This is a genomic window from Marinobacter sp. R17 (assembly GCF_003789045.1).
GTDB classification, from domain to species: Bacteria; Pseudomonadota; Gammaproteobacteria; order Pseudomonadales; family Oleiphilaceae; genus Marinobacter_A; species Marinobacter_A mangrovi.
This window is the reverse complement of record NZ_RHGZ01000023.1, coordinates 18,107-42,116: the sequence shown is the minus strand read 5'-3', so window position 1 is coordinate 42,116 and position 24,010 is coordinate 18,107. Positions and strand designations below refer to the sequence as shown.

Sequence of the window (24,010 nt, the reverse complement as noted above, 5' to 3'; positions counted from 1 at the left end):
GCTGAGGCTCGCCGCTTTCAGATCGCTGACTCATTCCATGGGCTTTCCCGATTCACGCTTCCGGAGGCTGTGTCTGATGCAGATCCAATGGTTCCGTATTATCTTTATAATCTTTTTCTCATCCTGTTGCGCCGTCGCGCAATCCGCCGACAGCGACCCGCTGGCATCCTGGAACGATGGCCAGACCAAATCGGCCATCATCGGTTTCGTCCAGAAAGTGACTGACAAGGGCTCGAAGGATTTTGTGCCACCGGCCGAACGCGTTGCCACCTTCGATAACGACGGCACGCTCTGGGCCGAGCAGCCGGTGTACTTTCAGGCCCTGTATGCCCTGGAGCGGATTCGCCAGATGGCGCCGGATCATCCCGATTGGAAAACCACTGAACCCTTCAAGAGCGCTATCGATGGTGACGTGAAAGGGCTGATGGCCAATGGTATGGAGGGCGTGATGAAAGTGCTGCTGACGGCCCATGCCGACGTGACCGCTGAAGCCTTTCAGGATTCGGTGACCGATTGGTTTGCCACCGCCAAACATCCCACCAAAAACAGGGCGTTCACCCAAATGGTGTACCAGCCGATGCTGGAATTGCTGGTTTACTTGCGCGCCAATGGCTTCAAGACCTACATCGTTTCCGGCGGCGGTGTCGACTTCATTCGCGTATTTGCCGAAGACACCTACGGCATTCCACCGGAACAGGTGATGGGCACCACCAGCGATGCCAAGTTTGAGATGCGCGATGGCGTGCCGGAGATCGTCAAGACCGGCAACATCATTCTGGTGGACGATAAGGAAGGCAAACCCGTTGGCATCTATCGCCAGATCGGGCGCCGTCCGATCATGGCCGTCGGCAACTCCGATGGCGATCTGCAGATGCTGCAGTACACCACCATCCCGCGCAGCGAAGAAGATCAGGTGCCGCGTCTGGGTGTGTTGCTGCATCACACCGACAGCGACCGGGAATGGGCCTACGACCGCCAGTCCCACATCGGCCAACTCGACAAGGCGCTGGACGAGGCGCCCGAACGAGGCTGGGTGGTGATCGATATGAAGCAGGACTGGAGCCGCGTCTTTCCCGAAGGAAGCTGACGAGTGACGCCGGGGGCGATGGCCCCCGGCCGTCTAACGTGAAGACGACAGGGAGGCGGTGCTGTCGCGGTGAGCTTGTGAGGGCGAGGCATCCGGATCCGGGAAGATCGTGTCATACGCCCAGGTGAACACGAAGGCATAAACAAGGTAGAACAGGACGAACGACAGATCCATCACCAGGGCCTCGGCCAGTCCCACCTCCAGCCACCAGGCAACAATGGGCAGAAACGCCAGCATCAGCCCCGTCTCGAAACTGATCGCATGCACCAAACGCATCCGGAAGGTCTTCCGGGTCGTACCTCTCCAGCGCTTTAGTCCGTGGTCAAACAACAGGTTGAAGGCATAGTTCCAGCCGGTCGCCAGGGAGGCGCCGATCAGGCCGAGAACGCCGGTGTCGCTGACCGGCAGGTCGAAGGCCCAGGAGGCCAGTGGAATGACCAGGACCAAGCCAATCACTTCAAAACTGACGGCTTGACGAATCCGGTCTTTGGGGGTGCGCATGGCAGGGCTCCAAACAAAGCGGGTCGTCCCGCATTCGAGTCCCAGACTGGGTGAGGTCGTCCTCAAAAGCGTTGAATGTTGCCTTTTTAGCGATTCGCACGGAAGAGTTGAATGCGTAGTTTTACCGCGATCGCAAACCCGGACCACGCGTACATGGCGTGGCCGGATGCTTGCAGAAGCGCCAAATGCAAGCCGATAGGTTTATATGCGATATACTGACAGGGTCATCAATGCATCACGTGTTGTCGGTTTTGACCGATCATCAAACAATAACCGGGCAGCAGTATGGATACCGCTCCGAGTGGCCAGAGAGGATGGCGTGTGGGCGGGAGTGTTGTCTATGCCACTGACCTCCGTATTCCAGGGCACCTCGTTGTCCGCACTGGGTGGTGTGCTGCCATTCGTCTTTGCCAATATGGACGTGGCCGTGATTGCGGCGGATTCCGAGCAGCGGATTGTCATGGTCAATCGCAAGGCCTGTGAGATCTTCGGTTACGACGAAGCCGAGCTGGTCGGGCAGAAGACCCGAATGCTTCACGCCGATCCCGACGAGGCCACCGACTTCCCGAGTGCCGGCTCGATCGACACGGAGGCCGATCCGGGAGATGAGACCGTGGTGGTTCACTATCGGCGCAAAAGCGGCCATGCTTTCGACGGCGAGACCCTGATTAGCCCCATCGACAGCCCGGAGCAGGAGCATCTTGTGTTCCTGACGTTTATCCGGGACGTCACTCATCGCCTGGTGACGGAGCAGACCTTGAGTCAGCTGCACGCCATCACCACATCTCGCGAACTGAATTTTGACGAGCGGGTCGACGCGATCCTCCGGCTGGGTACCGAACATTTCGGGCTGCCGATCGGCATTTTTAGTCATATCGAAGGCGACACCTACACCATCGTGCGGGCTATCGACCCGGACAATGCCCTGCATCCGGGCATGACGTTCCGCTTTGCCGAAACCTATTGCAGCCAGGTGTTCAACGTCGGGGATGTCCGCGGTTTCTACCATGCCAGCAAAAGCGATATCCGCACGCACCCCTGCTACATCAACTTCCAGTTGGAGGCCTATCTGGGCGCGACCATCTTCGTGGATGGCGAACGGTACGGCACCCTGAACTTTTCCAGCCCCGAGCCGACCAGCCCCTTCTCAAACCAGGATATCGAGCTGGTTCGCCTGTTTGCCCAGTGGGTGGGGCATGAACTGGCCCGGCGGGAGGACATGCAAAAGCTCGAACAGGCCCGGCTGGAACTGGAAGTGCTCGCGCGTACCGACTCCTTGACCGGCCTGTTCAATCGACGTTATATGGAAGAGCGCCTGAACGCCGAACTGGATCGTTCCAGACGTTACGGTAACGCCCTGGCCGTCGCGTTGCTCGACTTCGACCATTTCAAGGCCATCAACGACAAACACGGCCACGCCGCCGGCGATGCCGCGCTGGAACTGTTTGCCGATACAGTTCGCGAACTCACCCGGACCACCGACATCACGGCCCGCTGGGGCGGCGAGGAGTTCCTGATGGTGCTGCCCGAAACCGACCTCGAAGGCGCCCAGAATTTTCTCGAGCGCCTGGCGGATAACCTGCGCGCGGCCGACTTTGCCCCGACAGGCAAGCCGGTCGAGCTGACCATGAGTATCGGCCTGGCCCTCGCTCACAGCGACGATGATCGGGACACATTGGTGAATCGGGCGGATGAGGCGATGTATCGAGCCAAGACCGGGGGCCGGGACCGGATCTGTCTGGCGGTTGGGGATGAGGTGGCTGGTTGAAGGGTAGGCGTACTCCGGGTGAATCCCCATTTGGCGGTTCAACTCGCTTTCTGTCGAGCATTAAAAAAGGCCCCACGCGTTCGCGAGGGGCCTTTTTTGAATACTGGTAGCAAGGGGCGGAGTCGAACCGCCGACCCCGGCATTATGAGTGCCGTGCTCTAACCAGCTGAGCTACCTTGCCATCTCGTTTTGAGGCCAGAAGCGCTCCAAACGAGGCGCGTATTCTCGGGATTTTGGGCGAAGCTGTCAACCCCTTTTGGGGGATCCGTGGATGCCGTCGATTGCGTGCGCCCGGATTGGTTGAAAAAATGCGCGGAAAGGGGCTGTCAGGGCGTCGGAGCGGGTCCGGCGGGGATGGCGATCAGACTCAGGATGTGGTCGTCGTGCTCGGTATATTGGGCGTCAATCACGGCCCCTGCGGGCCAGTCGTCCGACAAAGATTTTAGCAAGCGCAGGCGGCTGTGGCCCTCTGAGGGGGTCTCCAGCACTTCGGCGTGTTCGAAATAGAATCGCTGGCCGGTGATGGGGTAGAGCGCCTTGAACAGGCTCTCCTTGAGCGAAAAGATGCGGGTCAGGCAGAGACCGGGGGCCGCAGCCATGGCGTCGGCAGCGCGGGTGTGCTCGTCGGCGGTCAGGATCTGCCCTGCGAGCTTGCGGGCCCGGGCATCGGTCATGGTGATTTCCAGGTCCAGGCCCACGCCGGCGTAGTGCTGGCGGGCGCCGACAATCGCGGCAGCCTTACCCTGGCTGTGGGTGATGGAGCCGACGCAGTCAGCCGGCCAGCGCGGAGCGCGGTCATGGCCGGTTTCCGGGACGATTCCCTCTCCGGTCAGGCGTTGCAGGGCTTCACGGGCGCAGAGGCGACCGGCCAGGTATTCGGTCTGGCGCTTACCCCGGGCACGTTGGACGGCGGCTGGGGGCAGGATCTCGCAGTCGCGGAAATCGCCGGGGCGGAGCTGGTCTGGATCGAAATCGAGGGAGATCAGTTGCAAGCCGGGCAACGGCTGGCGCCAGGGCCAGCCGTCATCCAGATTGCTGCAGCAGAGGGGTAGGGAGGTCTTCATGGACATCCCCGCGCAGGCTCATACGTTGAAGCGGAAGTGAATGACATCACCGTCCTGGACGATGTAGTCCTTGCCCTCCAGGCGCCATTTGCCGGCTTCCTTGGCGCCCTGTTCGCCGTTGTTCTCGACGAAGTCGTCATAGCTCACCACTTCGGCGCGGATAAAGCCTTTCTCGAAGTCGGTGTGGATCACGCCGGCGGCCTGTGGGGCCGAGGCGCCGATGCGGACGGTCCAGGCGCGGACTTCCTTCACACCAGCGGTAAAGTAGGTCTGCAGGCCCAGTAGCTTGTAGCCGGCACGGATGACGCGGTCCAGGCCCGGCTCTTCCATGCCCATCTCTTCCAGGAAGATGGACTTCTCGTCGTCTTCCAGTTCGGCGATTTCCGCCTCCAGTTTGTTGCAGATGGGCACGACTACGGCGTTTTCTTCGGCGGCAATGGCACGCACCTTGTCCAGGTGCGGGTTGTTCTCGAAGCCGTCTTCGTTGACGTTGGCGATGTACATGGTCGGCTTGACCGTCAGCAGGCACAGCTCGCGGATCAGGGCCATCCTGTCCTCATCCAGTTCCATGCTGCGCACCGGTTTGCCTTCGTTCAGCACCGGCAGCAGGGTCTGGAAGACCTCCAGCTGGGCCTTGGCGGTCTTGTCGCCGCTCTTGGCAACGCGCTCGACCCGCTTGATGCCTTTCTCGACGGTTTCCAGATCGGCCAGGGCCAGTTCGGTGTTGATCACTTCGATGTCGGCGGCCGGGTCGACCTTGTTGGACACGTGGATGACGTTGTCGTCCTCGAAGCAGCGCACCACCTGGGCGATGGCATCGGTCTGGCGGATATTGGCCAGGAACTGGTTACCCAGGCCTTCGCCCTTGGACGCCCCGGCCACCAGGCCGGCAATGTCGACGAATTCCATGGTGGTCGGGATGACCTTCTGCGGCTTGACGATTTCCGCGAGCTTGTTGAGGCGCGGGTCGGGCATGCCAACGACGCCGGCGTTCGGCTCAATGGTGCAGAAGGGGAAGTTTTCCGCCCCGATACCCGCTTTGGTCAGCGCGTTGAACAGGGTGGATTTGCCGACGTTGGGAAGGCCGACGATGCCGCAGTTAAAACCCATGAAAAGCCTCTGCTGAATGCGAAAATTTGATGCTGGATTATACCGATGTGGCCCGACCGGTGCGAATATGCAAAGGCCGTAAACGGATTTCAGTCGATAGGTTGGAGCAGGCCGGATCAGCTCAGGATAGCGTCAGGCGCTTGGGCGAACGCTGTGCAGGGCGTTCATGGCCTTGGCCAGGTCGCCGTTGAGAACGTCTGGCAGCACGCGCATGATGTCGTCGCTGATGTTGTCCAGATGCGTGGTGTCGGCTTTGGTCAGGCGGCTGAGCACGTAGCCGGTGACTTTGCGGCTGTCGCCGGGATGGCCGATACCAAGGCGCAGGCGCTGGAATTCCCTGGTGCCCAGATGGGCGATGATGTCCCGCAGACCGTTGTGACCGCCGTGGCCGCCGCCTTTCTTGAAGCGGGCCGTGCCGGGTGGCAGGTCGAGTTCGTCGTGGGCGACGAGGATCTCTTCGGGCTGGATCTTGAAGAAGTCCGCAAGGGCTTTGACGGACAGGCCGCTGCGGTTCATGAACGTGGTGGGATTCAGCAGGTGCAGGTCGTGACCCTGCCACTGAATGCGGGCATAGAGCCCATGGTACTTCTTTTCGGGACGAAGACTCTGGCCCGCGGCGCGGGCCAGAGCTTCCACGAAGAGGGCGCCGGCGTTATGACGGGTGTTCTCGTAATCCGCTCCGGGATTACCGAGACCCACCACCATGCGTACTGCCTGTGCCATGCGACTGCGCCCCTGGAGCGATTACTCCTTGTCTTCGCCTTCTTCACCGTCTGCTTCGGCATCTTCGGCTTCGTCAGCCTTGGTGCCCTTCGGCAGGTGAACGGAGACGACCGCCTGGTCGTAGTCTTCGCCTTGCAGCAGAGCCGCAACCTTGACGCCTTTCGGCAGTTTCAGGTCGCTCAGGTGCAGGGTCTGGTCCATTTCGATGTCCATCATGTCGACTTCGATGAACTCAGGCAGATCCTGCGGCAGACAGATGACTTCCACTTCGTTCAGCTGGTGGTTGACCGCGCCGCCCTGCAGCTTGATGGCTGGTGCATTTTCCTCGTTGAGGAAGTGCAGCGGTACGTTGACGTGGATCTCGTGGTCCTTGTCGACGCGCAGGAAGTCAGCGTGGAACAGTGTCGGCTTGTACGGGTGACGCTGCAGGTCCTTCAGGATCACGCTTTCTTTCTTGCCCGCAACATCCAGAGTCAGGATGTGAGAGAAGAAGGCTTCGTTTTCCAGGGCCTTTTTCAGGTCGTTGTGCCACATGGAGATGGCTTGCGCATCTTTACCGCCGCCGTAGATGACAGCAGGGATTTTACGCTCTTCGCGACGCAGGCGGCGGCTCGCACCTTTCCCCTGGTCGTCACGAAGGAATGCTTCGAGAACAAATTCTTGGGCCATGATCATTACCTCAATAAACACCCGTGCAGACTCGCGACCAAGTGATTGCAGGGTGGTTCCAATATCCCGGAAGTCAGCCGTAACCATTTTCCGGGGCTCAAACAAACAAGGAGCCCGAATGAGGGCTCCCTGTTCATTAACTCAATAAAATCGCGGGCTTATTCGAACATTGCGCTGATCGATTCTTCGTTGCTGACGCGACGGATCGATTCGGCGAGCAGTTCAGCCATTGCTAGGGGGCGGATTCTATCACAATTGCGCGCTTTGTCACCCAGTGGAATGGTGTCACAAACCACGAGTTCATCCAGTTGCGAGGCGTTGATGTTCTCAATCGCCGGACCGGACAGAACCGGATGGGTGATGTAGGCCACAACCCGGGCGGCGCCATGCTCTTTCAGCGCGTTGGCTGCCTTGCACAGGGTGCCGGCGGTATCGACGATGTCGTCTACCAGGATGCAGGTCTTGTCCTGCACGTCACCGATGATGTGCATCACCTGGGAGACGTTGGCTTTCGGACGACGCTTGTCGATGATGGCCAGGTCGGCATCGTTCAGGCGCTTGGCCACGGCACGGGCACGAACCACACCGCCGACGTCCGGAGACACGACGATGAAGTTGTCAAAACGCTGGCGTTCGATGTCGTCGAGCAGGACCGGGGTGGCGTAGATGTTGTCCACCGGGATGTCGAAGAAACCCTGGATCTGATCGGCGTGCAGGTCGACGGTTAATACCCGGTCGATGCCGATGCTGGTAATCATGTCCGCGACGACCTTGGCGCTGATGGAAACCCGGGTGGAGCGAACGCGGCGGTCCTGACGGGCGTAGCCGTAGTAGGGCACGACGGCGGTGATGCGTGTGGCGGATGCGCGACGCAGGGCGTCGGCCATCACGATCAGTTCCATCAGGTTGTCGTTGGTCGGGTAGCAGGTTGGCTGGATGATGAAGACATCGTGGCCACGGACATTCTCATTGATTTCAACGGTGGTTTCGCCATCGCTGAATTTACCGACGGTCGCTTCACCCAATGGAATGTGCAGTTTCTGGGCGATACTACGGGCGAGTTCCGGGTGGGCGTTGCCGGCGAAAATCATTAACTTGGACACGACGGAGTCCTTCTCAGTTTCAGCGTTGAGTTCAGAAGAAGCGGGAGAAAGGTGGCTGGGGTGGCAGGATTCGAACCTGCGCATGACGGGATCAAAACCCGTTGCCTTACCACTTGGCGACACCCCAGTATCGTGCTTTTTCGGCATCAGTCTAGCTCTGTCAGCTTTGCGTGAAGCGGTGAGCGATTCACCCCTCTCGTGACGAACCCGGTGATGCCGGAGGGCTTAGAATCCCAAACCTCGCGGGCCTTGGATTCTGTTGGGAAACGTCCAAATATGCAAGCCCCGGTTCCGGTTAATCTTGCAGGTCCGAATTTTGAAAGCCAGTCCCGGCTTTTTTCAACCTCAGGATACAGCTTACAGACTATATCCTCACAGTCGTTTCGGTACCTTGAGGCGTCTCCCTCAAAAGCGGGCGCTATTGTGATCGGCGGCGTATTCCTTGTCAACCCTTCCTCGGAAAAAATCATTCCAGTGTTTATTTCGCAGTCAGGTTTGATCACAACGAACCAGTCTTCCGGGGGGTAACAGGGGGTTAGGCGCTCACCGACGCCCTCGGCAAACGCGGCGTGACCACGTACGAACACCGGCACATCGGCGCCCAGTTGCAGGCCGAGTTCGGCCAGTCGATCGATCGGGATAGCCAACTGCCAGAAATGGTTGAGGCCGAGCAGGGTGGTGGCGGCGTCGGAACTGCCGCCTCCGATACCACCGCCCATGGGCAGACGTTTGGTCAGGTGGATGTGGACGCCCGGCAGTTCACGTGCTGCTTCGGCTTGCAGCAGGCGCGCGGCCCGCATGATCAGGTTACTGTCCTCAGGCACGCCTTCGATGGCCGGTTCCAGGATGACCTCAGAGCCGGCAGCGGGGGAGAAGGTCAGCTCGTCGCCGTACTCCAGGAACTGGAACAGCGTCTGAAGTTCATGGTAGCCGTCCGGGCGGCGGCCGATGATGTGCAGGAACAGGTTGAGTTTGGCCGGCGCCGGCAGCGTAAACGTCATGACGAGGTGCCGAGCGCCTGCCATTGGGTGATGACCAGTCGTATGCGGCGCTCGCCTTTCAGGGCCGTGATGCGTGCCGGAAGCGCCGGATAACCGTCAATGAACGACTGACGGCGATCGATACGGATATCCCAGCCCTGCTGGCGAATGGCGGCCAGCTCGCCGCCCCTGTCGAACAGCAGCTCGAAGTCGTCGCCCGGGGCGGGCAGGCCGCGGATCCACCAGGTCAGACTTTCCAGCGGGAAATGCCAGCCGGTGGCCGCCTGGATCAGCTGCTGTGGGTCGTTGGATCGGTAGTTCTTGCCATCCGGCATGGTCAGGCTGAGGTAGCCGGGCATGCCTTCCAGTTCGGTGCGTCCAACGCCGAGGAACGCCGACGAAAGCAGCAGATGGTACTGCTCGTCCACCTGTTGCCACTGGTTGATGATGGCCGAGCCGCTGTCGTCGGGCTGCTTGACGGCCAGCTTGCCCTGCAGCTCCCAGCGGGTCAGTTGCGTCAGCTGGGCACTGCGCTGGGCCCAGTCCGCCGGCGGCTGGTTGGTCAGGCCGTCCGGCAGCGGCGCCTTGGGAACGCTGGCGCAGGCGGCTAATGTGAGGGTCAGGATCAGGGCAAAGCCGTAACGCAGGACAGTCATCGGGTACCGACTCAAAGATCCTGCTCCTCACCCAGCCGTTTCATGGTGGCGGGGACCTGGGTGTCGTCCGGGTGCTCGTCCAGGGCGCGGCGCCAGATCACGCGGGCCTGATCCTCGTCGCCGCTGACGTAGAGGGCTTCACCGTAGTGTGCGGCCACTTCCGGATCGGGGAAGGCGTCGTAGGCGCGACGCAGGAAGTCCAGGGCCTGGGCCATGTGGCCGAGCTTGAAGTGAACCCAGCCGACGCTGTCGAGGATGGCGGGATTGTCCGGATCCAGCTTGAGGGCTTTCTCCAGCAGCTCGCGCGCCTCCTTCAGGCGGTCGGTTTTCTCGGTGAGGATGTAGCCGAGGGCGTTCAGCGCCACGGCGTTGTCCGGATGGGTATCGATGATCTGACGCAGGTCGGCTTCCGCTTCCTCGGTGCGGCCCATCTCGTCGAACAGCATGGCCCGGGCGTAGCGGATACGGGCGTTGTCCGGGAACGTTTGCAGGGCCTCGGTGGCGGCGCCGAGGGCGTCGTCATTCTGGTCCAGGTCGAGCAGGGTGTTGACCTCGACCAGCCACAGGTTCTCGGCCAGGTCCGGCATCTGCTGGCGCAGCGCGCGCAGGTCCCGCAGGGCGTTGTCCAGATCGCCGCTGCTGCCTCGCAGGTGCGTGGCCCGGGACACCGCCGGGAGGAAGTGGTTGCCTTCACCAACCTGGCTGTACTGGGCTATGGCTTCCTCCGTGTCGCCCGCTTCGTCGGCAATGCGGCCCAGGTAATAGTGGGCCTCGCTGACGTGCTGCTCCTTGTCGATCAGGATCTGCAGCGACTCCTTGGCGTCATCGGTGTTGCCGTTTTCCAGGGCGACCAGGGCGTAGGACAGGCGCAACTCGGGCACGTCCGGGAAACGCGTCATCAGATCCTCGAACTGGTCTTCGGCGGCCTGCATCTGCTGTTCTTCGATCAGCATGCGGCCATACAGGGTGCCCAGTTTGCGATTGTTCGGGTAGCGGCGGGACTGGTGGCGCAGGTAGTCCAGCGCTTCCTTCTTCTGGCCCATCTGGTAGAGCAGGTCGCCGCGCAGGATGATGGCCGGCTGGAAGGCCGGTTGCTCGGATTCGTCCAGCAGCGGTTCCAGCTTGTCCATAGCGGCCTGGGTTTCGCCCTGGGACTTGAGCAGCAGGGCGATGCCGTACTGGATCTCACGATTGTCCGGATGGCGTTTTTCCAGATCCTGGTAGAGCGCCAGCAATTGCGCCTGATCTTCCTTGGGCAAGCGAGCCGAGAGCGCCGCGAGATCGTCGAAATCCGCGTCCTCACCCTGGGCCAGGATCTGCTCCATGTGATAGAGCGCCAGATCAAAGTCCTTCTGGCGCACGTACTGGATAGCAGCGACCCGGTGTGCTTCAAGACTGTCCGGTTCGACTTCCAGCCACAGGTTGGCCAGCTGCAGCTGGGCGTTGTCGGCGTTCAGTGACTGGGCGATACGCATGGCGCGTTTGATGACGCCGAGATCCCGGGAGGACTTCGCCGCTTCCACATAGTTGACCAGGGTCACGTCATAGCGGCCGCGCTGGGCGGCGACTTCGGCTGCCAGCAGGCTATAGAGGGTGTCCTGATCGAAGTCGGCGTAATTGATCGTGTCTTCGGGGGGCGGCGTGACGGCCTGCTGTTCGGTCGATTTTCCGGTATCGGTCTGATCGTCTGTTCCGGAGAGGTTGGCGCAGCCTGCGAGCCCGAGTCCCAGAAGGACGGTTACAACAGAAAAAACAGGTTTCATGGTACGTCCGATGGCCATTGGCTTGAGGGACCTCTGATTAATCCATTCGCGTGTCGTCACGTCTGTCAGTTCGTCCCTGTAAAAGTTCGCGGAACCGTTGGAAAAAGTTCCTGAGTCCGGCGCCGCTGAATCACTCCTGACAGTTCTCCACACTATGAAAGCAGTTCGATCTGGTGCGGCAAATCGACGCGGCTCTCCGGTCGGGCCGGGCTCTTGTGAGTCGCCATGAACTGAAAACACGGCGCAGAACGTGGAACGCCCTGAGAGCCAGAGGTGCTCTGGAGTGACTCAGAGGCTCCCTTATTGCTGGCTTATAATGGCACAAGGCTAAACGCTTGCCCAATGACTGTTTTCTCATGCGCTTCAAGGTGGATTCGGTACCAAAGTAGGTGGCATAGCGGTAACCCGTGGGTAGCGCCATCGGGATGGCGTCGCTAGAATGGGGTGTTAAGAAGCATCCTACATCCCGCTTTTTATACAGGTTTGCGCTGTTCGATGGCATTATTGACTCTGGGCATCAATCACCGTACGGCTCCCCTTGAACTGAGGGAGCGGGTGGCGTTCACCCCGGAGCGCATGGGGGAGGCGTTCTCCGCCCTGAAAGTCGTGGCTGGCGTCAACGAAGCCGCGATCCTGTCCACCTGTAATCGCACCGAACTCTTCCTCGCCGCCGAAGACGATTGCGCAGACGCTGTGCTGCGCTGGATTGCCGGTTTCCACGATATGGAGACCGACGAGCTCGCCGAGTCCTTCTACATATACTCCAATGCCGAAGCCGTACGTCACATGATGCGGGTGGCGTCCGGGCTGGATTCCATGGTGCTGGGCGAACCCCAGATTCTGGGACAACTGAAGGAAGCCTATGCGCTGTCCCGGTCCCACGGGGCCAGTGGCTCGTTGCTGTCCCGTCTGTTCGAGCAGAGTTTCTCCGTGGCCAAGCGGGTCCGCACGGAAACCACCATCGGCGAGAACCCGGTGTCTGTGGCTTATGCTGCAGTGAGCATGGCGCGCAACATCTTCTCCGACCTGCGCCGCAACAAGGCGCTGTTGATCGGCGCCGGTCGCACCATCGACCTGGTGGCCAGCCATCTGCGCGAGGCCGGCGTGCCGTCGCTGATTGTGGCCAACCGGACGCTGGAGCGGGCCCAGGAAGTGGCTCGGCAACACGGCGGTCACGGCATCCTGCTGTCAGAGATTCCCGAACATCTGCCCGGCGTGGACATCGTGATTGCCTCCACCGCCAGCCAGTTGCCGGTACTGGGCAAGGGAGCCGTTGAGCGTGCCCTGAAAATCCGCAAGCACCGGCCGTATTTCATGGTGGATCTGGCGGTCCCGCGGGACATCGAGCCGGAAGTGGCGCAGATGGACGACGTCTATCTCTATGCGGTCGACGACCTGCGCCAGGTGATCGAGGAAAACCTCCGCTCCCGGGAAGGGGCAGCGCGGGAAGCCGAGCGGCTGATCGAGTCCGGCACCGAAGACTTTCTGTATCAGCTGCGGGCGCTGGATGCGGTATCGACCCTCAAGCAGTACCGCAACCATGCCGAAGACCTGCGCGACCTGGAAGTCGAACGCGCTCTCAAGCAGTTGCGCAACGGCGGCGATCCGGAAACCCTGCTGCGCAGCCTGGCACGGGGGATCACCAACAAGTTGCTGCACGAACCGTCCGTCCAGGTGCGCAAGGCCACCGCGGAAGGCCGCACCGAAGTCACCTACTGGCTGCGTGAACTGCACCAACTGGGCCGTGCCCAGGACGACCTGCTGGCACCCCCGTCAGCAGCAGACACGACCGATGAGTCCGACCCTGCGCGCCACCCCCATTTCAATGGTAAGATCTGACCACGCTTTTTCCGGACCCGCCCGGGTCCGCTGACCTGGACACTGCATGAAATCTTCGATTCAGACCAAACTTGATCGGCTCAATGACCGATTCGAGGAAGTGAGCGCGTTGCTCAGCGACCCGTCCATCATTGCCAATCAGGATCGCTTCCGGGACCTTTCCAAGGAATTCGCGGAAATCGAGCCGGTCGTGCAGTGCTATCAGGCCTACCAGCGTGCCAACGACGACGTGGCTGAAGCCCGGGAGCTGCTCCGCGACGGCGATGCCGAGATGCGGGAAATGGCCGAGGAAGAGATGGCGTCCGCCCGCCAGAAAGTTGAAGCACTCGACGAAGAACTGCAGCGTCTGATGATGCCGAAAGATCCGGACGACGGTAAGAATGCCTTCCTGGAGATCCGTGCCGGCACCGGCGGCGACGAAGCGGCTTTGTTTGCGGGTGACCTGTTCCGCATGTACAGCCGCTTTGCCGAAACCCGTGGCTGGAAAGTGGAAGTCATCAGCGACAGCCCGGGCGAGCATGGGGGCTACAAGGAAATCATCACCCGGGTGACCGGCGACCAGGTCTATGGTGCCCTCAAATTCGAGTCCGGCGCCCATCGGGTACAGCGGGTGCCGGAAACCGAATCCCAGGGCCGCATCCACACGTCCGCCTGCACGGTGGCGGTGATGCCGGAAGCCGACGAGGCGGATGCCATTGAAATCAGCAAAGCGGACCTGCGGGTGGATACCTTCCGCGCGTCCGGCGCCGGTGGGCAGCACGTTAACAAGACGGATTCCGCGATCCGCATTACCCACCTGCCGACGGGCATTGTGGTGGAGTGCCAGGACGAGCGGTCCCAGCACAAGAACCGCGCCAAGGCCATGAGTCTGCTGTCGGCCCGGCTGCAGGACGCCGAAACCGAGCGCCAGCAGCAGTCCGAAGCGGCCCAGCGCAAGAGCCTGGTGGGCAGTGGCGATCGGTCGGAGCGGATCCGTACCTACAATTTCCCCCAGGGCCGGGTGACCGATCACCGCATCAACCTGACCCTGTACAAGCTTGACGAAGTCATTGCCGGCGACCTGTCCCCGGTGATCGGCCCATTGCAGCAGGAGCGCCAGGCCGAGTTGCTGGCCAGTCAGGCGGATGAGTAACGCGCCCGACACCGTCGCCCGTCTGCTCGCCGATGCCGCCGCCCGTATTGGCGGTGACTCGCCCCGGCTGGATGCCGAGTTGCTGCTGGAAGCGGTGCTCGATCGCAATCCTACCTGGTTCCGCACATGGCCAGAACATGAAGTTGCGCCAACGGATATCGCCCGTTTCAATACCCTCGTCGAACGCCGGATGACCGGCCATCCCGTGGCCCACCTGCTGGGCCATCAGGGCTTCTGGTCACTCACGCTGGAGGTCAGTGACCGCACACTGATTCCCCGCCCCGATACTGAGTGCCTGGTGGAAGCCGCCCTGGATCTGCCGTTGCCCGAACAGGCGCGCGTCCTGGATCTGGGCTCCGGCACGGGCGCGATCGCCCTGGCGCTGGCCAGTGAGAAGCCGGACTGGTCGGTCCAGGCCACCGATGCGGTGGACGATGCGGTCGCATTGGCCCGTCGCAATGCGGAGCGGCTGGGCCTGCCGGTCCAGGTGAGTCGCAGCCACTGGTTCCGGGATCTGGCGTCGGCCCGTTTTGACCTGATCGTCAGCAACCCGCCTTACATCGCCGAGAGAGACCATCACCTGGACCAGGGGGATGTCCGCTTCGAGCCGGCGTCGGCTCTGGTGGCGGGTGCCGACGGGCTTGACGATATCCGCGAAATTGCCGCCACCGCACCGGACTGGTTGCGACCGGGCGGCTGGCTGCTGGTCGAGCACGGGTTCGATCAGGGACCGGCCGTGCGCGATCTGTTTATGGCGGCGGGGTTCAGTAAGGTCGAGACCGGTCGGGATTATGGCAGCAATGACCGGTATACCCTGGGAAGAATCGAGAAGGGAGAAAACGATGCTGACGGATAACGAGCTGATGCGCTACAGCCGCCAGTTGCTGTTGCCGCAGCTGGATGTGCAGGGGCAGCTGCGTCTCAAGCAGGCGCGCGTGCTGATTGTGGGCGCCGGCGGCCTGGGCTGCCCGGTAGCGCTCTACCTGGGCGGGGCCGGCGTGGGCCATCTGGTGATCGCCGACGACGATCGGGTCGACGTTGCGAACCTGCAGCGCCAGGTGGCTTTTCGTCAGGCCGACCTGGATCAGCCCAAGGCGGGGCGTCTGGCGGAAGCCGTACGGTCGATGAACCCGGAGATCATGGTGGACGCCGTCGAATCGCGCCTCGAAGGCGATGCCCTGCAGACAGAAGTCGCTGCCGCGGCCCTGGTGGTGGATTGCACCGACAACTTCGCCACCCGCTTTGCCATCAACCGCGCCTGCGTCAACGCCGGCGTACCGCTGGTGTCCGGCGCCGCCATTCGCGGGGAAGGGCAGGTCAGCGTGTTTGACACCCGGGATACGAAGCAGCCCTGCTATCAGTGCCTGTATCCGGAAACCGGCGATGAGGATTTGCGCTGCTCCGAAGCCGGTGTGATCGGACCGCTGGTGGGCATGATTGGCGCCTGCCAGGCGATGGAAGCCATCAAGGTGTTGGCCGGTGTGGGCGTTTCCCTGGCCGGACGGCTTCTGCTACTCGATGCCTGGCGCATGGAGTGGCGTGAAATGAAACTCGCCCGCGATCCGAACTGCCCGGTCTGTCGCGAGCGTCACTGATCCTTTAACGCCTGGAACCGGGCGATCGCCTCTTTCCGCGTTTCCTTTAAATCCACAATCGGCCGGATATACCCCTTGGGCACCGTGCCACCGGCTGCGGGGTTGTGGATGCGCTTGTTGTCCAGATCCCGCAACTCCGGCACAAAGCGGCGAATAAAGGCACCATCCGGATCGAAGCGTTCGCTTTGGGTCGCCGGATTGAAGACCCGGAAGTAGGGCGCGGCGTCGGTCCCCGTCGAGGCGCTCCACTGCCAGCCGCCGTTGTTGGAGGCCAGGAAGCCGTCCGCCAGGTGGCTCATGAACCAGGCCTCACCCTGGCGCCAGTCGAGGAACAGGTTCTTGGACAGGAACATCGCCGTCACCATCCTCAGACGATTGTGCATCCAGCCGGTTTCCTTCAGTTGCCGCATCGCGGCGTCCACCAGCGGGATGCCGGTCTCGCCATTTTGCCAGGCTTTCAGATGGTCCTCGGAGGTGTTCCAGACCAGCGCCTCGGTTTCCGGCTTGAAGGCCCGGTGCATGCTCACCCGCGGGTAGTGATAGAGGATGTGGACGTAGAAGTCGCGCCAGCAGATCTCGTTGATCCAGCCCCGGATTCCGGTCGCGTCCTTCTGGTGGCGCATGGCTTCCTGCGCAGCCTGCAGGCACTGGCGGCCGGACAGGATGCCGCTGGCCAGGTAGGGCGAGACCAGGCTGGTGCCGTCGATCGACGGAAAGTCCCGATCCTCCTTGTAGCGGCCCGCCCGTTCTTCCAGGAATTCGATCAGAGCCCGGTGTGCGGCGTCTTCACCCACGGCGACCAATGACGGCGGTGGATTCCGCAAGGCTTCGGGTGTGGTCGGGCGTGGCGGTGCCTTGATTTTCGGGCCCTGGGGCGCGGGAATGGCCAGGCATTCCGGTTGCGTGGTCTCCACCCAGTCCCACCAGCGGCGGGAGAAGGGGGTGAACACCGAGTAGGGATCGCCCTGCTGGGTCAGCACGCTGCCGACCGGCGCAACGGTCTGATCCCGGTATTTGTGCAAGGCGATACCCTGGTCGGCCAATCGCTGGTGAGCGGCCTTGTCCCGGCGCCGTTCGTTGACGCCGTACTCCTCGTTGATATGGATCGTGGTCACGTTGCGTTCGCGTACGAGGGCTTCCAGTGCGTCGAGGCTGTCGTCAAACCGGTCCGCTTCCAGAACGTGCAACGGAATACCGAGGCCAGCCAGTTGCCTGCCAAGATCTTCCAGATGGTCGAGTACGAGTGCCACACGCGCCGGCGACCAGTCGTGCTCGGTCCATTGGCCCGGCGTCATCAGGAAGCAGGCTTCCACCGGCCCGTCACCAGCACAGGCGGCCACCAGGGCGGGGTTGTCGGCGACCCGGAGATCGTTGCGGAACCAGGCGAGCTGCGTCATGTCATGTCCTTTCACTGTGTTGCCGTGAGCCAATGCTACCCATGTATTCGCGGCCCCCGGATGTTTGGATTATAGTTAAATGAAATTATTGGATTTTATGGGCAACTCCCCATGGGGATTAATGCTTACTTGAGCGAGTCCGCGTTCCGGTCTAAATAGTGCGCCAGGAACCGCCCATCCCCATTTCAAGCGAGACACACGACAGACCATGGAGCAGGCACAGGATGCCCCCGGCCGCTGGAATCACGCTTTTGCGCTGCAGTCCGGCCAGACCCAGAAACACGAACTCAGTGAAACCCGGCTCTGGGTGACGCTGCTCGACAATGAATGGCAGGTCCGCTGGGAGCGGGATGCCGGTGAAACGGACCGGACCGATTGGCGCCAGCTGGTCAGCCACGTCCTGCCCGGCAGCGAAGTCAAGCAGCACCGCTTTATCCGCCCGGATGAGGGGGGCGACGTGCTGTTCATGCCGGCGCTGGCGGACCGGCCGACCATGATCCGCCCCTATCAGCCGCTGACCCTGCCGGCCGGCCGTGAATGCACCATCTACGTGGCGACCCTGGTGTGGTTGCGCATCCTGGTGGGCAATACACGAACCCAGTTGATCGAGCTGCCGCTGGCGGAGCCGTCGCTGACCTGGGTCGGCCGATCCACGATGGACGGCGAACTGTGCTACACAGCGCCCACCTACGCCCGGCTGGTGCTGGATGCGGTGCCCAAGCGGCCGTGGCGCGCCATCAGCCCGGTGCGGATCTGCAACCGGCGGCCGGAGCCCCTGCTGCTGGAGCGCTTCAGTCTGCCGACACCCTATCTGTCGCTGCACATGAACGATCGCGGCCAGCTCTGGACGCCCCGGGTGACCGTAACCTGCGACACCGATATGGAGCATGCGGCCATGCGGATTTCCCGGCGTTTGCCGTCGGAAGCCGGCGCCTGCGAGATGCTCGCGGCCGGTCGCATGCGCTATGACCGGGGCGTGCTGACCAAGGCGCTGGACCGGATTTTCGGATAGGAGACGATTGTTGGACGGAATTGGACAAGCGCTGACCACGGAGTTGGGCGGTATCGACTGGTTTGCCTGGATCCGGGTGGCCATCCTGCTGGCGCTGGGGTTTGTGTTGGCGAGCCTGGCATCGAGAGGAATGGGCGGTTTGTTGAGCAGCCGCTCCTCGAGGCATGTGACGGCGATGTTCGGACGGCTGGTGTTCTATGCTGTCTTTGTCATCTTTATCATTGCGGCACTGCGGGAAGCCGGTTTCGCGCCGGACGTCCTGCTGGGGGCGGCCGGCATTCTTACCGTTGCCATCGGCTTCGCCTCCCAGACTTCCGCCTCGAATATGATCAGCGGACTGTTCCTGCTGGTGGAGAAGCCGTTCGAGATTGGTAACTTCATCGAAGTGGATGGGACCATCGGCGAGGTGATCGGGATCGACATGCTCAGCGTTAAATTGCGAACGGCGGACAACCTGTACGTCAGGATTCCCAACGAAACGCTGATCAAGACGCGGGTCATTAACCGCTCGCGCTTCCCGATTCGCCGCCTCGACCTGAACGTTGGCGTGGCCTATCGGGAGGATTTGAAGCGCGTTCAGACCTTGCTGCTGGGGCTGGCTGGCGACAATCCGGCTTGCCTGGAGGAACCGAAGCCGTTTGTCCTGACCACCGGTTTCGGCCCATCCTCGGTAGACCTGCAGTTTTCGTATTGGGTCCCGGCCGACAAGGTGCTTGAAGGCCGCAGTTCCATGATGGAGGCCATCAAGGCCCTGTTTGACCGGGAAGGCATTGAGATTCCTTTCCCGCAGACGAGCGTTCACGCGGGCAGCGCCTCAGCGCCTTTCCAGGTGCAGTTGATTCCGGAGAAGAACCGACAGGAAGGAACCGATGACGACAAGCAAGAAGAACGTTGATCCCCTGGCGCTGACGCCACTCGGCTGGCGCGAATGGTTGGGCCTGCCCGATCTGGGTATCGATCGCATCAAGGCAAAGATCGACACCGGAGCACGCACCTCCTGTTTGCACACGTTTCGAATGGAACCCTACACGGAGAAGGGAGAGCGCCGTGTCCGATTCTGGGTCCACCCGGAACAGAACAACCTGCACTCGGTGGTGGAATGCGATGCCCTGGTGCTGGACGAACGGATGGTCTCGGATTCCGGCGGCCACCGCGAGCAACGTCTGGTGATCAGCACGAACGTGGTGGTGGGCGAAGCCCACTGGCCCATTGAAATGACCCTGACCAACCGCGATACCATGCGCTTCCGCATGCTGTTGGGGCGCACCGCCATGTCCGGCCGTGCGCTGGTCGTTCCCGAACACTCTTATCTGGCCGGTGATCCGGCCCCTGGGAGCTCTAAATGAAGATTGCCGTGCTTTCTCGCAACAAATCCCTGTACTCCACCCGCCGACTGGTCGAAGAGGGGATTAACCGCGGGCACGATGTGCGGGTAATCGACTGCCTGCATTGCTACATGAACATCACCTCCGCCAATCCGGAGATCCATTATCGAAAGGAAATCCTGGACGATTTCGATGTGGTGATCCCGCGTATCGGCGCGTCAGTGACGTTTTACGGCACCGCCGTGCTGCGCCAGTTCGAGATGATGGGGGTGTTCCCGGTCAACGAATCCGTGGCCATCAGCCGCTCCCGGGACAAGCTGCGTTCGCTGCAGTTGCTGGCCCGCAAGGGCGTGGGCATGCCGGTGACCGGATTCGCCAACAAGCCGGATGACGTGCCCGAGCTGATCCGCATGGTGGGCGGCTCGCCGGTGGTCATCAAGCTGCTGCAGGGCACCCAGGGCATCGGCGTGGTGCTGGCGGAAACCCGCAAGGCGGCGGAAAGTGTGATTGAGGCCTTTATGGGCCTGAAGGCGGACATCCTGGTGCAGGAGTTCATCAAGGAAGCCGGCGGGGCCGACATCCGTTGTTTCGTGATTGGGGACAAGGTGATTGCGGCCATGAAGCGCCAGGCGGGCGAGGGCGAATTCCGCTCCAACCTGCATCGCGGCGGCACGGCCTCCCTGGTCCGTATCTCTCCCGAAGAACGCCGTACGGCAATTGCCGCCGCCAAGGCCATGGGCCTGAACGTGGCCGGGGTGGATCTGCTGCGCTCCAGCCGTGGGCCACTGGTGATGGAAGTGAATTCGTCACCGGGCCTGGAAGGTATTGAGACCGCCACTGGCAAGAACGTGGCGGGCATGATCGTCGACTGGACGGAAAAGAACCAGAAGCCGTGGAAGACACGGACCAAAGGGAGAGGCTGACGATGGCGCGCGCCCCATTCAAGATTGCGGGACACGAAATCCCCGCCGGGTCACGACAGACCGTCGAAGTGCCGGTGGCCAAGCTCTACACCCATACGCCGCTGCATATTCCGGTGGAAGTGGTTCACGGCCGGCGCGATGGCCCGGTGATGCTGGTCTGCGCGGCCATCCACGGCGACGAGATCAACGGTGTGGAAATCATCCGCCGGGTCCTGCGTTACGGGGCGTTACGCCACCTGCGCGGCACGCTGATCGCGGTGCCCATCGTCAACGTGTTCGGCTTTGTGCAGCGCACCCGCTACCTGCCGGACCGGCGTGATCTGAACCGGTGTTTTCCGGGGTCGGAGACTGGCTCCCTGGGCGGTCGGATCGCCTACCTGTTCCGCACCCAGATTATGGAGAGCGTCACCCACATCATCGATTTGCACACGGGCGCGATCCACCGCTTCAACCTGCCGCAGGTTCGCGCGGAATTGAAGAACCCGGAAACGATCCGTATTGCGGAGGCTTTTGGGGCACCGGTGATCCTGAATGCCAGCCTTCGCGAAGGCACCTTGCGTGAGTATGCGGATTCACTGGATATTCCGGTTATCACGTTCGAAGGCGGCGAGGCGCTTCGTTTCGACGATGTGATCATCTCCAGCGGCGTGCGGGGCATTATCCGGGTGATGCGGGCGCTGGAGATGCTTCCCCAGAAGGCTTCACGCATCAAGGTCCGGAAACGGTCCGAGCTGGCGGAAAGTTCCACCTGGGTGCGGGCCGACATCGACGGGATCATGCGGCCGATCGTGCGCCTGGGGCAGCGGGTGCGCAAAGGGCAGAAGCTGGCGGTGATTGCCGATCCCTTCGGCGAGACGGAAACCGCACTGCTGGCATCGGTGTCCGGCATCGTCATCGGCATGAACAACCTGCCGCTGGTGAACGAAGGTGAGGCGATCTATCACATCGCCCGCTTTGAGGAACTGGCGGAAGCGGAGAAGGCGATGGACTATTTCCGCTCCAAGTTCGATTCGGAGGTGACCGAGGCGGTGTTGCCGGTGCATCCTTGGGACGATCGGGAGAAGTAGCCCGAAAGTGTGCCAGGTCGGGATTCCCCTCTCCCCCAGCCCCTCTCCCGCGAGGGGAGAGGGGAGCTAACTCGAGCTGTCGGCCGTATAGGCCTCTCTCCCCTGGCGGGAGAGAGGTTTGGAGAGAGGGGGAGCGGCTATCCCCAAACATAATGTGCAACGCGAGCCGTCGGTGAATAGGCCTCCCTTTGCTGGCGGGGTGGAGGCGGAGACAACGAAGCATCGCTTCGTCCGCCGAAACGCCCATTGTCTCTGACAATGGGCAGGGGCTAGGAGCGGAGGTCTGGAGAGAGGGGACGGCGTACCGAAGAATTCGGTTCGCCGTCTATCCCCCTAAAGGTTTGCCTCCGCAAACTCCGCCAGCGCCGACCGCGGCACCCCTTGCAGGTGGATGTGCCCACCGTGGCGGAAGCCCTTGAAGCGTTCGGTCATGTAGGTCAGGCCGGAGCTCAGGCCGCTCAGGTAAGGCGTATCGATCTGCGCCAGGTTGCCCAGGCAGATCACCTTGGAGCCGTTGCCGGCCCGGGTGATGATGGTCTTGATCTGGTGCGGTGTCAGGTTCTGGGACTCATCGATGATGATCAGGCTGTGCTGGAAGCTGCGCCCGCGAATGTAGTTCAGCGATTTGAAGTGCAGCGGCACCTTGGACAGGATGTAGTCCACGCTGGCGGTCATGTTCTCGTCGTCCTCGTGCAGCGCCTCCAGGTTATCGACGATCGCGCCCAGCCAGGGCTCCATCTTCTCCGCTTCGGTGCCCGGCAGGAAGCCGATGTCCTCGTCCAGCCCCTGGGTGCTTCGCGTGGCGATGATGCGCTTGTAGGTCTTGCTGGCGACGGTCAGCTCGATACAAGCCGCCAGGGCCAGGATGGTTTTACCGGAGCCGGCAGAACCGGTCAGGTTGACCAGGTGGACATCCGGGTCCATCAGCAGGTTCAGGGCCACCGCCTGGTAGATGTCCCGCGGCACCAGGCCCCAGACCTCCCGGTTCAGCAGATCCTGCTGGTGCAGGTCCTGCAGGACCAGACGATCCTCTTCGATATCCACGACCTTGCCGACGAAGCCCTGCTCGTCGAGCACGAACTCGTTGATGTTGAGTTTGGCCAGTTCCTCTTCGCGCCGCAGGATGTGCTCGGTGACCCCTTCGCGCTGTACGGTTTCCACCTTGTTGATGGTGTCCCAGAACGACCCGCTGAATTCCCGGTAGCCCTTCGGGAGCAGGTCGATATCGTCCAGCAGCTGATCGTTGTGGTAGTCCTGTGCCTCCACGCCGAAACCGCGCGCCTTCAGGCGCATGTTGATGTCCTTGCTGACCAGGATGATGTCCCGGTCGGTATTGCGGGCCTGCAGTGCCGCTAAGGTGTTGATGATCTTGTTGTCGTTGAGGTGCTCGGGCAGGGCGTGATTGCTCGAGTGTTCGGTGCTCATCAGGATCGACAGCGTACCCAGCGGGTCCGCCTTGCGGGCCCGGACAATGGGCACGCCGCGTTCGATATCCTTCGGGGTGGCGTCGCCCAGGAGTTTATCGATATTGCGGATGGCCTGGCGGCAATCCGCCGCAACCGCCTGTTTACCGGACTTCAGACTGTCCAGCTCCTCCAGAACGGTCATGGGAATGATCACATCGTGTTCTTCGAAATTGAGCAGGGCGTTGGGGTCGTGGATCAGGACGTTGGTGTCGAGGACGTACATCTTTTTCCGCTCTTGCGGTGCTGAGGGCATAGGGCTCGATACCTCGCAATGGACGTTTTGATCGTTCTCCGCAGACGCGTGGGCACGCGTTGCCGTTTCTGTCATAGCAGGCAGCGCTGTGTCAGCGAGTTGTCGGAGATCAGTTTCAGCATGTCGTAGGTGGTTATGATGCCGGTGACTTCTCCTTCGTGAGTAACAAAGATGCGGTGCAGGTGTTCTTCCATCATCAGGTCGGCAATTTCCCGCACGGGGGTGTCCTCGGCGACCGAGACGACAATCGGGGTCATGATGTCCCGGACTTCCACCGGCAGTTTGCCCATTTCCTCGAAGATGAACATGCGCAGGCGGCGGGCTTCCTTCTGCTCTTCCGGCGTCAACTGTTGTTCGGCATCGGAGGGGCGGGAAGACGACCAGCGGAATTCGGCCACGTCCTTGAGGGTGGCAATGCCGATGATACGGCCCTCATCATCGGTGACGGGGCTGCCGGTGATTTCGTGGTCGGTAAGGAACCGGGTGAACTGGTCCATCGTCCAGGACTGGGGGACTGCTTTTACACTGGGTGTCATGATCTCGCGTGCGAGAACCGTCATTATCGCTATCCTGCTCT

The 24,010-nt window shown here is 61.7% G+C and carries 23 protein-coding genes and 2 tRNA genes; 11 read left to right on the top strand and 14 right to left on the bottom strand.

Annotation, left to right across the window (positions count from 1 at the left end; translation table 11 throughout):
- Positions 1–76 precede the first annotated feature (76 nt).
- Positions 77–1,087: an HAD family hydrolase gene (locus EB809_RS15595; protein WP_223807997.1), complete on the top strand. Its 1,011-nt coding sequence runs from the start codon at positions 77–79 to the stop codon at positions 1,085–1,087.
- A 33-nt stretch (positions 1,088–1,120) separates the two neighbouring features.
- On the opposite strand, the gene EB809_RS15590 is transcribed toward EB809_RS15595, so the two are convergent.
- Positions 1,121–1,588 (bottom strand): PACE efflux transporter, encoded by a 468-nt coding sequence (locus tag EB809_RS15590; protein ID WP_123635758.1) that lies wholly within the window; start codon positions 1,586–1,588, stop codon positions 1,121–1,123.
- A 340-nt stretch (positions 1,589–1,928) separates the two neighbouring features.
- Here EB809_RS15590 and EB809_RS15585 point away from each other — a divergent pair, with 340 nt between their 5' ends.
- On the top strand, positions 1,929–3,356 hold the full coding sequence (locus tag EB809_RS15585; RefSeq protein WP_123635757.1) for a diguanylate cyclase: 1,428 nt from the start codon (positions 1,929–1,931) through the stop codon (positions 3,354–3,356).
- A 104-nt stretch (positions 3,357–3,460) separates the two neighbouring features.
- On the opposite strand, the gene EB809_RS15580 is transcribed toward EB809_RS15585, so the two are convergent.
- The 10 genes from EB809_RS15580 to EB809_RS15535 form a co-directional block, all read right to left on the bottom strand.
- Positions 3,461–3,537 (bottom strand) — tRNA-Met (locus tag EB809_RS15580).
- Positions 3,538–3,682: 145 nt separating this feature from the next.
- Positions 3,683–4,420 carry a 4'-phosphopantetheinyl transferase gene (locus EB809_RS15575; protein ID WP_223807996.1) on the bottom strand — a complete coding sequence of 246 codons (738 nt, stop codon included), beginning with the start codon at positions 4,418–4,420 and terminating at the stop codon, positions 3,683–3,685.
- An 18-nt stretch (positions 4,421–4,438) separates the two neighbouring features.
- Positions 4,439–5,530 carry a redox-regulated ATPase YchF gene (gene ychF, locus EB809_RS15570; protein WP_123635755.1) on the bottom strand — a complete coding sequence of 364 codons (1,092 nt, stop codon included), beginning with the start codon at positions 5,528–5,530 and terminating at the stop codon, positions 4,439–4,441.
- A 132-nt stretch (positions 5,531–5,662) separates the two neighbouring features.
- Positions 5,663–6,253, bottom strand: coding sequence for an aminoacyl-tRNA hydrolase (gene pth / locus EB809_RS15565; RefSeq protein WP_123635754.1), 591 nt, complete (start codon positions 6,251–6,253; stop codon positions 5,663–5,665).
- A gap of 21 nt (positions 6,254–6,274) precedes the next feature.
- Positions 6,275–6,922, bottom strand: coding sequence for a 50S ribosomal protein L25/general stress protein Ctc (locus tag EB809_RS15560; RefSeq protein WP_123635753.1), 648 nt, complete (start codon positions 6,920–6,922; stop codon positions 6,275–6,277).
- Between the two features lie 158 nt (positions 6,923–7,080).
- Positions 7,081–8,025 (bottom strand): ribose-phosphate diphosphokinase, encoded by a 945-nt coding sequence (locus EB809_RS15555; protein ID WP_123635752.1) that lies wholly within the window; start codon positions 8,023–8,025, stop codon positions 7,081–7,083.
- A 52-nt stretch (positions 8,026–8,077) separates the two neighbouring features.
- Positions 8,078–8,152: transfer RNA gene (locus EB809_RS15550), tRNA-Gln, on the bottom strand.
- A 19-nt stretch (positions 8,153–8,171) separates the two neighbouring features.
- The gene (gene ispE / locus EB809_RS15545; RefSeq protein ID WP_123635751.1) at positions 8,172–9,026 is read right to left on the bottom strand and encodes a 4-(cytidine 5'-diphospho)-2-C-methyl-D-erythritol kinase; all 855 of its coding nucleotides are present in this window, start codon (positions 9,024–9,026) and stop codon (positions 8,172–8,174) included.
- Positions 9,023–9,661, bottom strand: coding sequence for a lipoprotein insertase outer membrane protein LolB (gene lolB / locus EB809_RS15540; protein ID WP_123635750.1), 639 nt, complete (start codon positions 9,659–9,661; stop codon positions 9,023–9,025). The genes ispE and lolB overlap by 4 nt, the downstream gene beginning before the upstream one ends.
- Positions 9,662–9,672: 11 nt before the next feature.
- On the bottom strand, positions 9,673–11,424 hold the full coding sequence (locus EB809_RS15535; RefSeq protein WP_123635749.1) for a tetratricopeptide repeat protein: 1,752 nt from the start codon (positions 11,422–11,424) through the stop codon (positions 9,673–9,675).
- 495 nt (positions 11,425–11,919) lie between these two features.
- Between EB809_RS15535 and hemA the strand changes: the two genes are divergently transcribed.
- Genes hemA through EB809_RS15515 form a run of 4 tightly spaced genes read left to right on the top strand, consistent with a single transcriptional unit; the run spans position 11,920 to position 15,990 of the window.
- A complete protein-coding gene (hemA, locus tag EB809_RS15530) occupies positions 11,920–13,263 on the top strand; it encodes a glutamyl-tRNA reductase (protein WP_123635748.1) in 1,344 nt (447 codons plus the stop codon).
- Positions 13,264–13,309: 46 nt separating this feature from the next.
- Positions 13,310–14,395 (top strand): peptide chain release factor 1, encoded by a 1,086-nt coding sequence (gene prfA / locus EB809_RS15525; RefSeq protein ID WP_123635747.1) that lies wholly within the window; start codon positions 13,310–13,312, stop codon positions 14,393–14,395.
- Positions 14,388–15,251, top strand: a complete 864-nt coding sequence (gene prmC, locus EB809_RS15520; protein WP_123635746.1) for a peptide chain release factor N(5)-glutamine methyltransferase — start codon at positions 14,388–14,390, stop codon at positions 15,249–15,251. The genes prfA and prmC overlap by 8 nt, the downstream gene beginning before the upstream one ends.
- Entirely contained in the window at positions 15,238–15,990 is a 753-nt protein-coding gene (locus EB809_RS15515) for a HesA/MoeB/ThiF family protein (protein ID WP_123635745.1), read from the top strand. The genes prmC and EB809_RS15515 overlap by 14 nt, the downstream gene beginning before the upstream one ends.
- On the opposite strand, the gene phrB is transcribed toward EB809_RS15515, so the two are convergent.
- Positions 15,984–17,387: a deoxyribodipyrimidine photo-lyase gene (gene phrB / locus EB809_RS15510; protein WP_123635744.1), complete on the bottom strand. Its 1,404-nt coding sequence runs from the start codon at positions 17,385–17,387 to the stop codon at positions 15,984–15,986. The two genes, EB809_RS15515 and phrB, sit on opposite strands and share 7 nt — an antisense overlap.
- Positions 17,388–17,595: 208 nt before the next feature.
- On the opposite strand from phrB, the gene EB809_RS15505 reads away from it, so the two are divergent.
- Genes EB809_RS15505 through EB809_RS15485 form a run of 5 tightly spaced genes read left to right on the top strand, consistent with a single transcriptional unit; the run spans position 17,596 to position 21,714 of the window.
- Positions 17,596–18,399 (top strand): hypothetical protein, encoded by an 804-nt coding sequence (locus tag EB809_RS15505; protein WP_123635743.1) that lies wholly within the window; start codon positions 17,596–17,598, stop codon positions 18,397–18,399.
- Positions 18,400–18,406: 7 nt separating this feature from the next.
- A complete protein-coding gene (locus EB809_RS15500) occupies positions 18,407–19,294 on the top strand; it encodes a mechanosensitive ion channel family protein (protein ID WP_407944063.1) in 888 nt (295 codons plus the stop codon).
- A complete protein-coding gene (locus EB809_RS15495) occupies positions 19,269–19,745 on the top strand; it encodes an ATP-dependent zinc protease (RefSeq protein ID WP_123635742.1) in 477 nt (158 codons plus the stop codon). Before EB809_RS15500 ends, EB809_RS15495 begins: the two co-directional genes overlap by 26 nt.
- On the top strand, positions 19,742–20,647 hold the full coding sequence (gene rimK, locus EB809_RS15490) for a 30S ribosomal protein S6--L-glutamate ligase (protein WP_123635741.1): 906 nt from the start codon (positions 19,742–19,744) through the stop codon (positions 20,645–20,647). Before EB809_RS15495 ends, rimK begins: the two co-directional genes overlap by 4 nt.
- A gap of 2 nt (positions 20,648–20,649) precedes the next feature.
- Entirely contained in the window at positions 20,650–21,714 is a 1,065-nt protein-coding gene (locus EB809_RS15485) for a succinylglutamate desuccinylase/aspartoacylase family protein (RefSeq protein WP_123635740.1), read from the top strand.
- A 333-nt stretch (positions 21,715–22,047) separates the two neighbouring features.
- Here EB809_RS15485 and EB809_RS15480 read toward each other — a convergent pair whose 3' ends face one another.
- A complete protein-coding gene (locus tag EB809_RS15480; protein ID WP_123635739.1) occupies positions 22,048–23,403 on the bottom strand; it encodes a PhoH family protein in 1,356 nt (451 codons plus the stop codon).
- A gap of 101 nt (positions 23,404–23,504) precedes the next feature.
- Positions 23,505–23,993: an HPP family protein gene (locus EB809_RS15475; RefSeq protein WP_123635738.1), complete on the bottom strand. Its 489-nt coding sequence runs from the start codon at positions 23,991–23,993 to the stop codon at positions 23,505–23,507.
- Positions 23,994–24,010 lie beyond the last annotated feature (17 nt).

Coding starts and splice junctions, on each gene's coding strand:
- lolB (WP_123635750.1), bottom strand. CDS start 9,661: ATGACTGTCCTGCGTTACGGCTTTGCCCTGATCCTGACCCTCACATTA.
- rimK (WP_123635741.1), top strand. CDS start 19,742: ATGAAGATTGCCGTGCTTTCTCGCAACAAATCCCTGTACTCCACCCGC.
- EB809_RS15590 (WP_123635758.1), bottom strand. CDS start 1,588: ATGCGCACCCCCAAAGACCGGATTCGTCAAGCCGTCAGTTTTGAAGTG.
- EB809_RS15585 (WP_123635757.1), top strand. CDS start 1,929: ATGCCACTGACCTCCGTATTCCAGGGCACCTCGTTGTCCGCACTGGGT.
- EB809_RS15475 (WP_123635738.1), bottom strand. CDS start 23,993: ATGACGGTTCTCGCACGCGAGATCATGACACCCAGTGTAAAAGCAGTC.
- EB809_RS15480 (WP_123635739.1), bottom strand. CDS start 23,403: ATGTACGTCCTCGACACCAACGTCCTGATCCACGACCCCAACGCCCTG.
- EB809_RS15515 (WP_123635745.1), top strand. CDS start 15,238: ATGCTGACGGATAACGAGCTGATGCGCTACAGCCGCCAGTTGCTGTTG.
- prmC (WP_123635746.1), top strand. CDS start 14,388: ATGAGTAACGCGCCCGACACCGTCGCCCGTCTGCTCGCCGATGCCGCC.
- hemA (WP_123635748.1), top strand. CDS start 11,920: ATGGCATTATTGACTCTGGGCATCAATCACCGTACGGCTCCCCTTGAA.
- EB809_RS15535 (WP_123635749.1), bottom strand. CDS start 11,424: ATGAAACCTGTTTTTTCTGTTGTAACCGTCCTTCTGGGACTCGGGCTC.
- EB809_RS15505 (WP_123635743.1), top strand. CDS start 17,596: ATGGAGCAGGCACAGGATGCCCCCGGCCGCTGGAATCACGCTTTTGCG.
- pth (WP_123635754.1), bottom strand. CDS start 6,253: ATGGCACAGGCAGTACGCATGGTGGTGGGTCTCGGTAATCCCGGAGCG.
- EB809_RS15495 (WP_123635742.1), top strand. CDS start 19,269: ATGACGACAAGCAAGAAGAACGTTGATCCCCTGGCGCTGACGCCACTC.
- prfA (WP_123635747.1), top strand. CDS start 13,310: ATGAAATCTTCGATTCAGACCAAACTTGATCGGCTCAATGACCGATTC.
- EB809_RS15560 (WP_123635753.1), bottom strand. CDS start 6,922: ATGGCCCAAGAATTTGTTCTCGAAGCATTCCTTCGTGACGACCAGGGG.
- EB809_RS15575 (WP_223807996.1), bottom strand. CDS start 4,420: ATGAAGACCTCCCTACCCCTCTGCTGCAGCAATCTGGATGACGGCTGG.
- ychF (WP_123635755.1), bottom strand. CDS start 5,530: ATGGGTTTTAACTGCGGCATCGTCGGCCTTCCCAACGTCGGCAAATCC.
- EB809_RS15595 (WP_223807997.1), top strand. CDS start 77: ATGCAGATCCAATGGTTCCGTATTATCTTTATAATCTTTTTCTCATCC.
- ispE (WP_123635751.1), bottom strand. CDS start 9,026: ATGACGTTTACGCTGCCGGCGCCGGCCAAACTCAACCTGTTCCTGCAC.
- EB809_RS15485 (WP_123635740.1), top strand. CDS start 20,650: ATGGCGCGCGCCCCATTCAAGATTGCGGGACACGAAATCCCCGCCGGG.
- phrB (WP_123635744.1), bottom strand. CDS start 17,387: ATGACGCAGCTCGCCTGGTTCCGCAACGATCTCCGGGTCGCCGACAAC.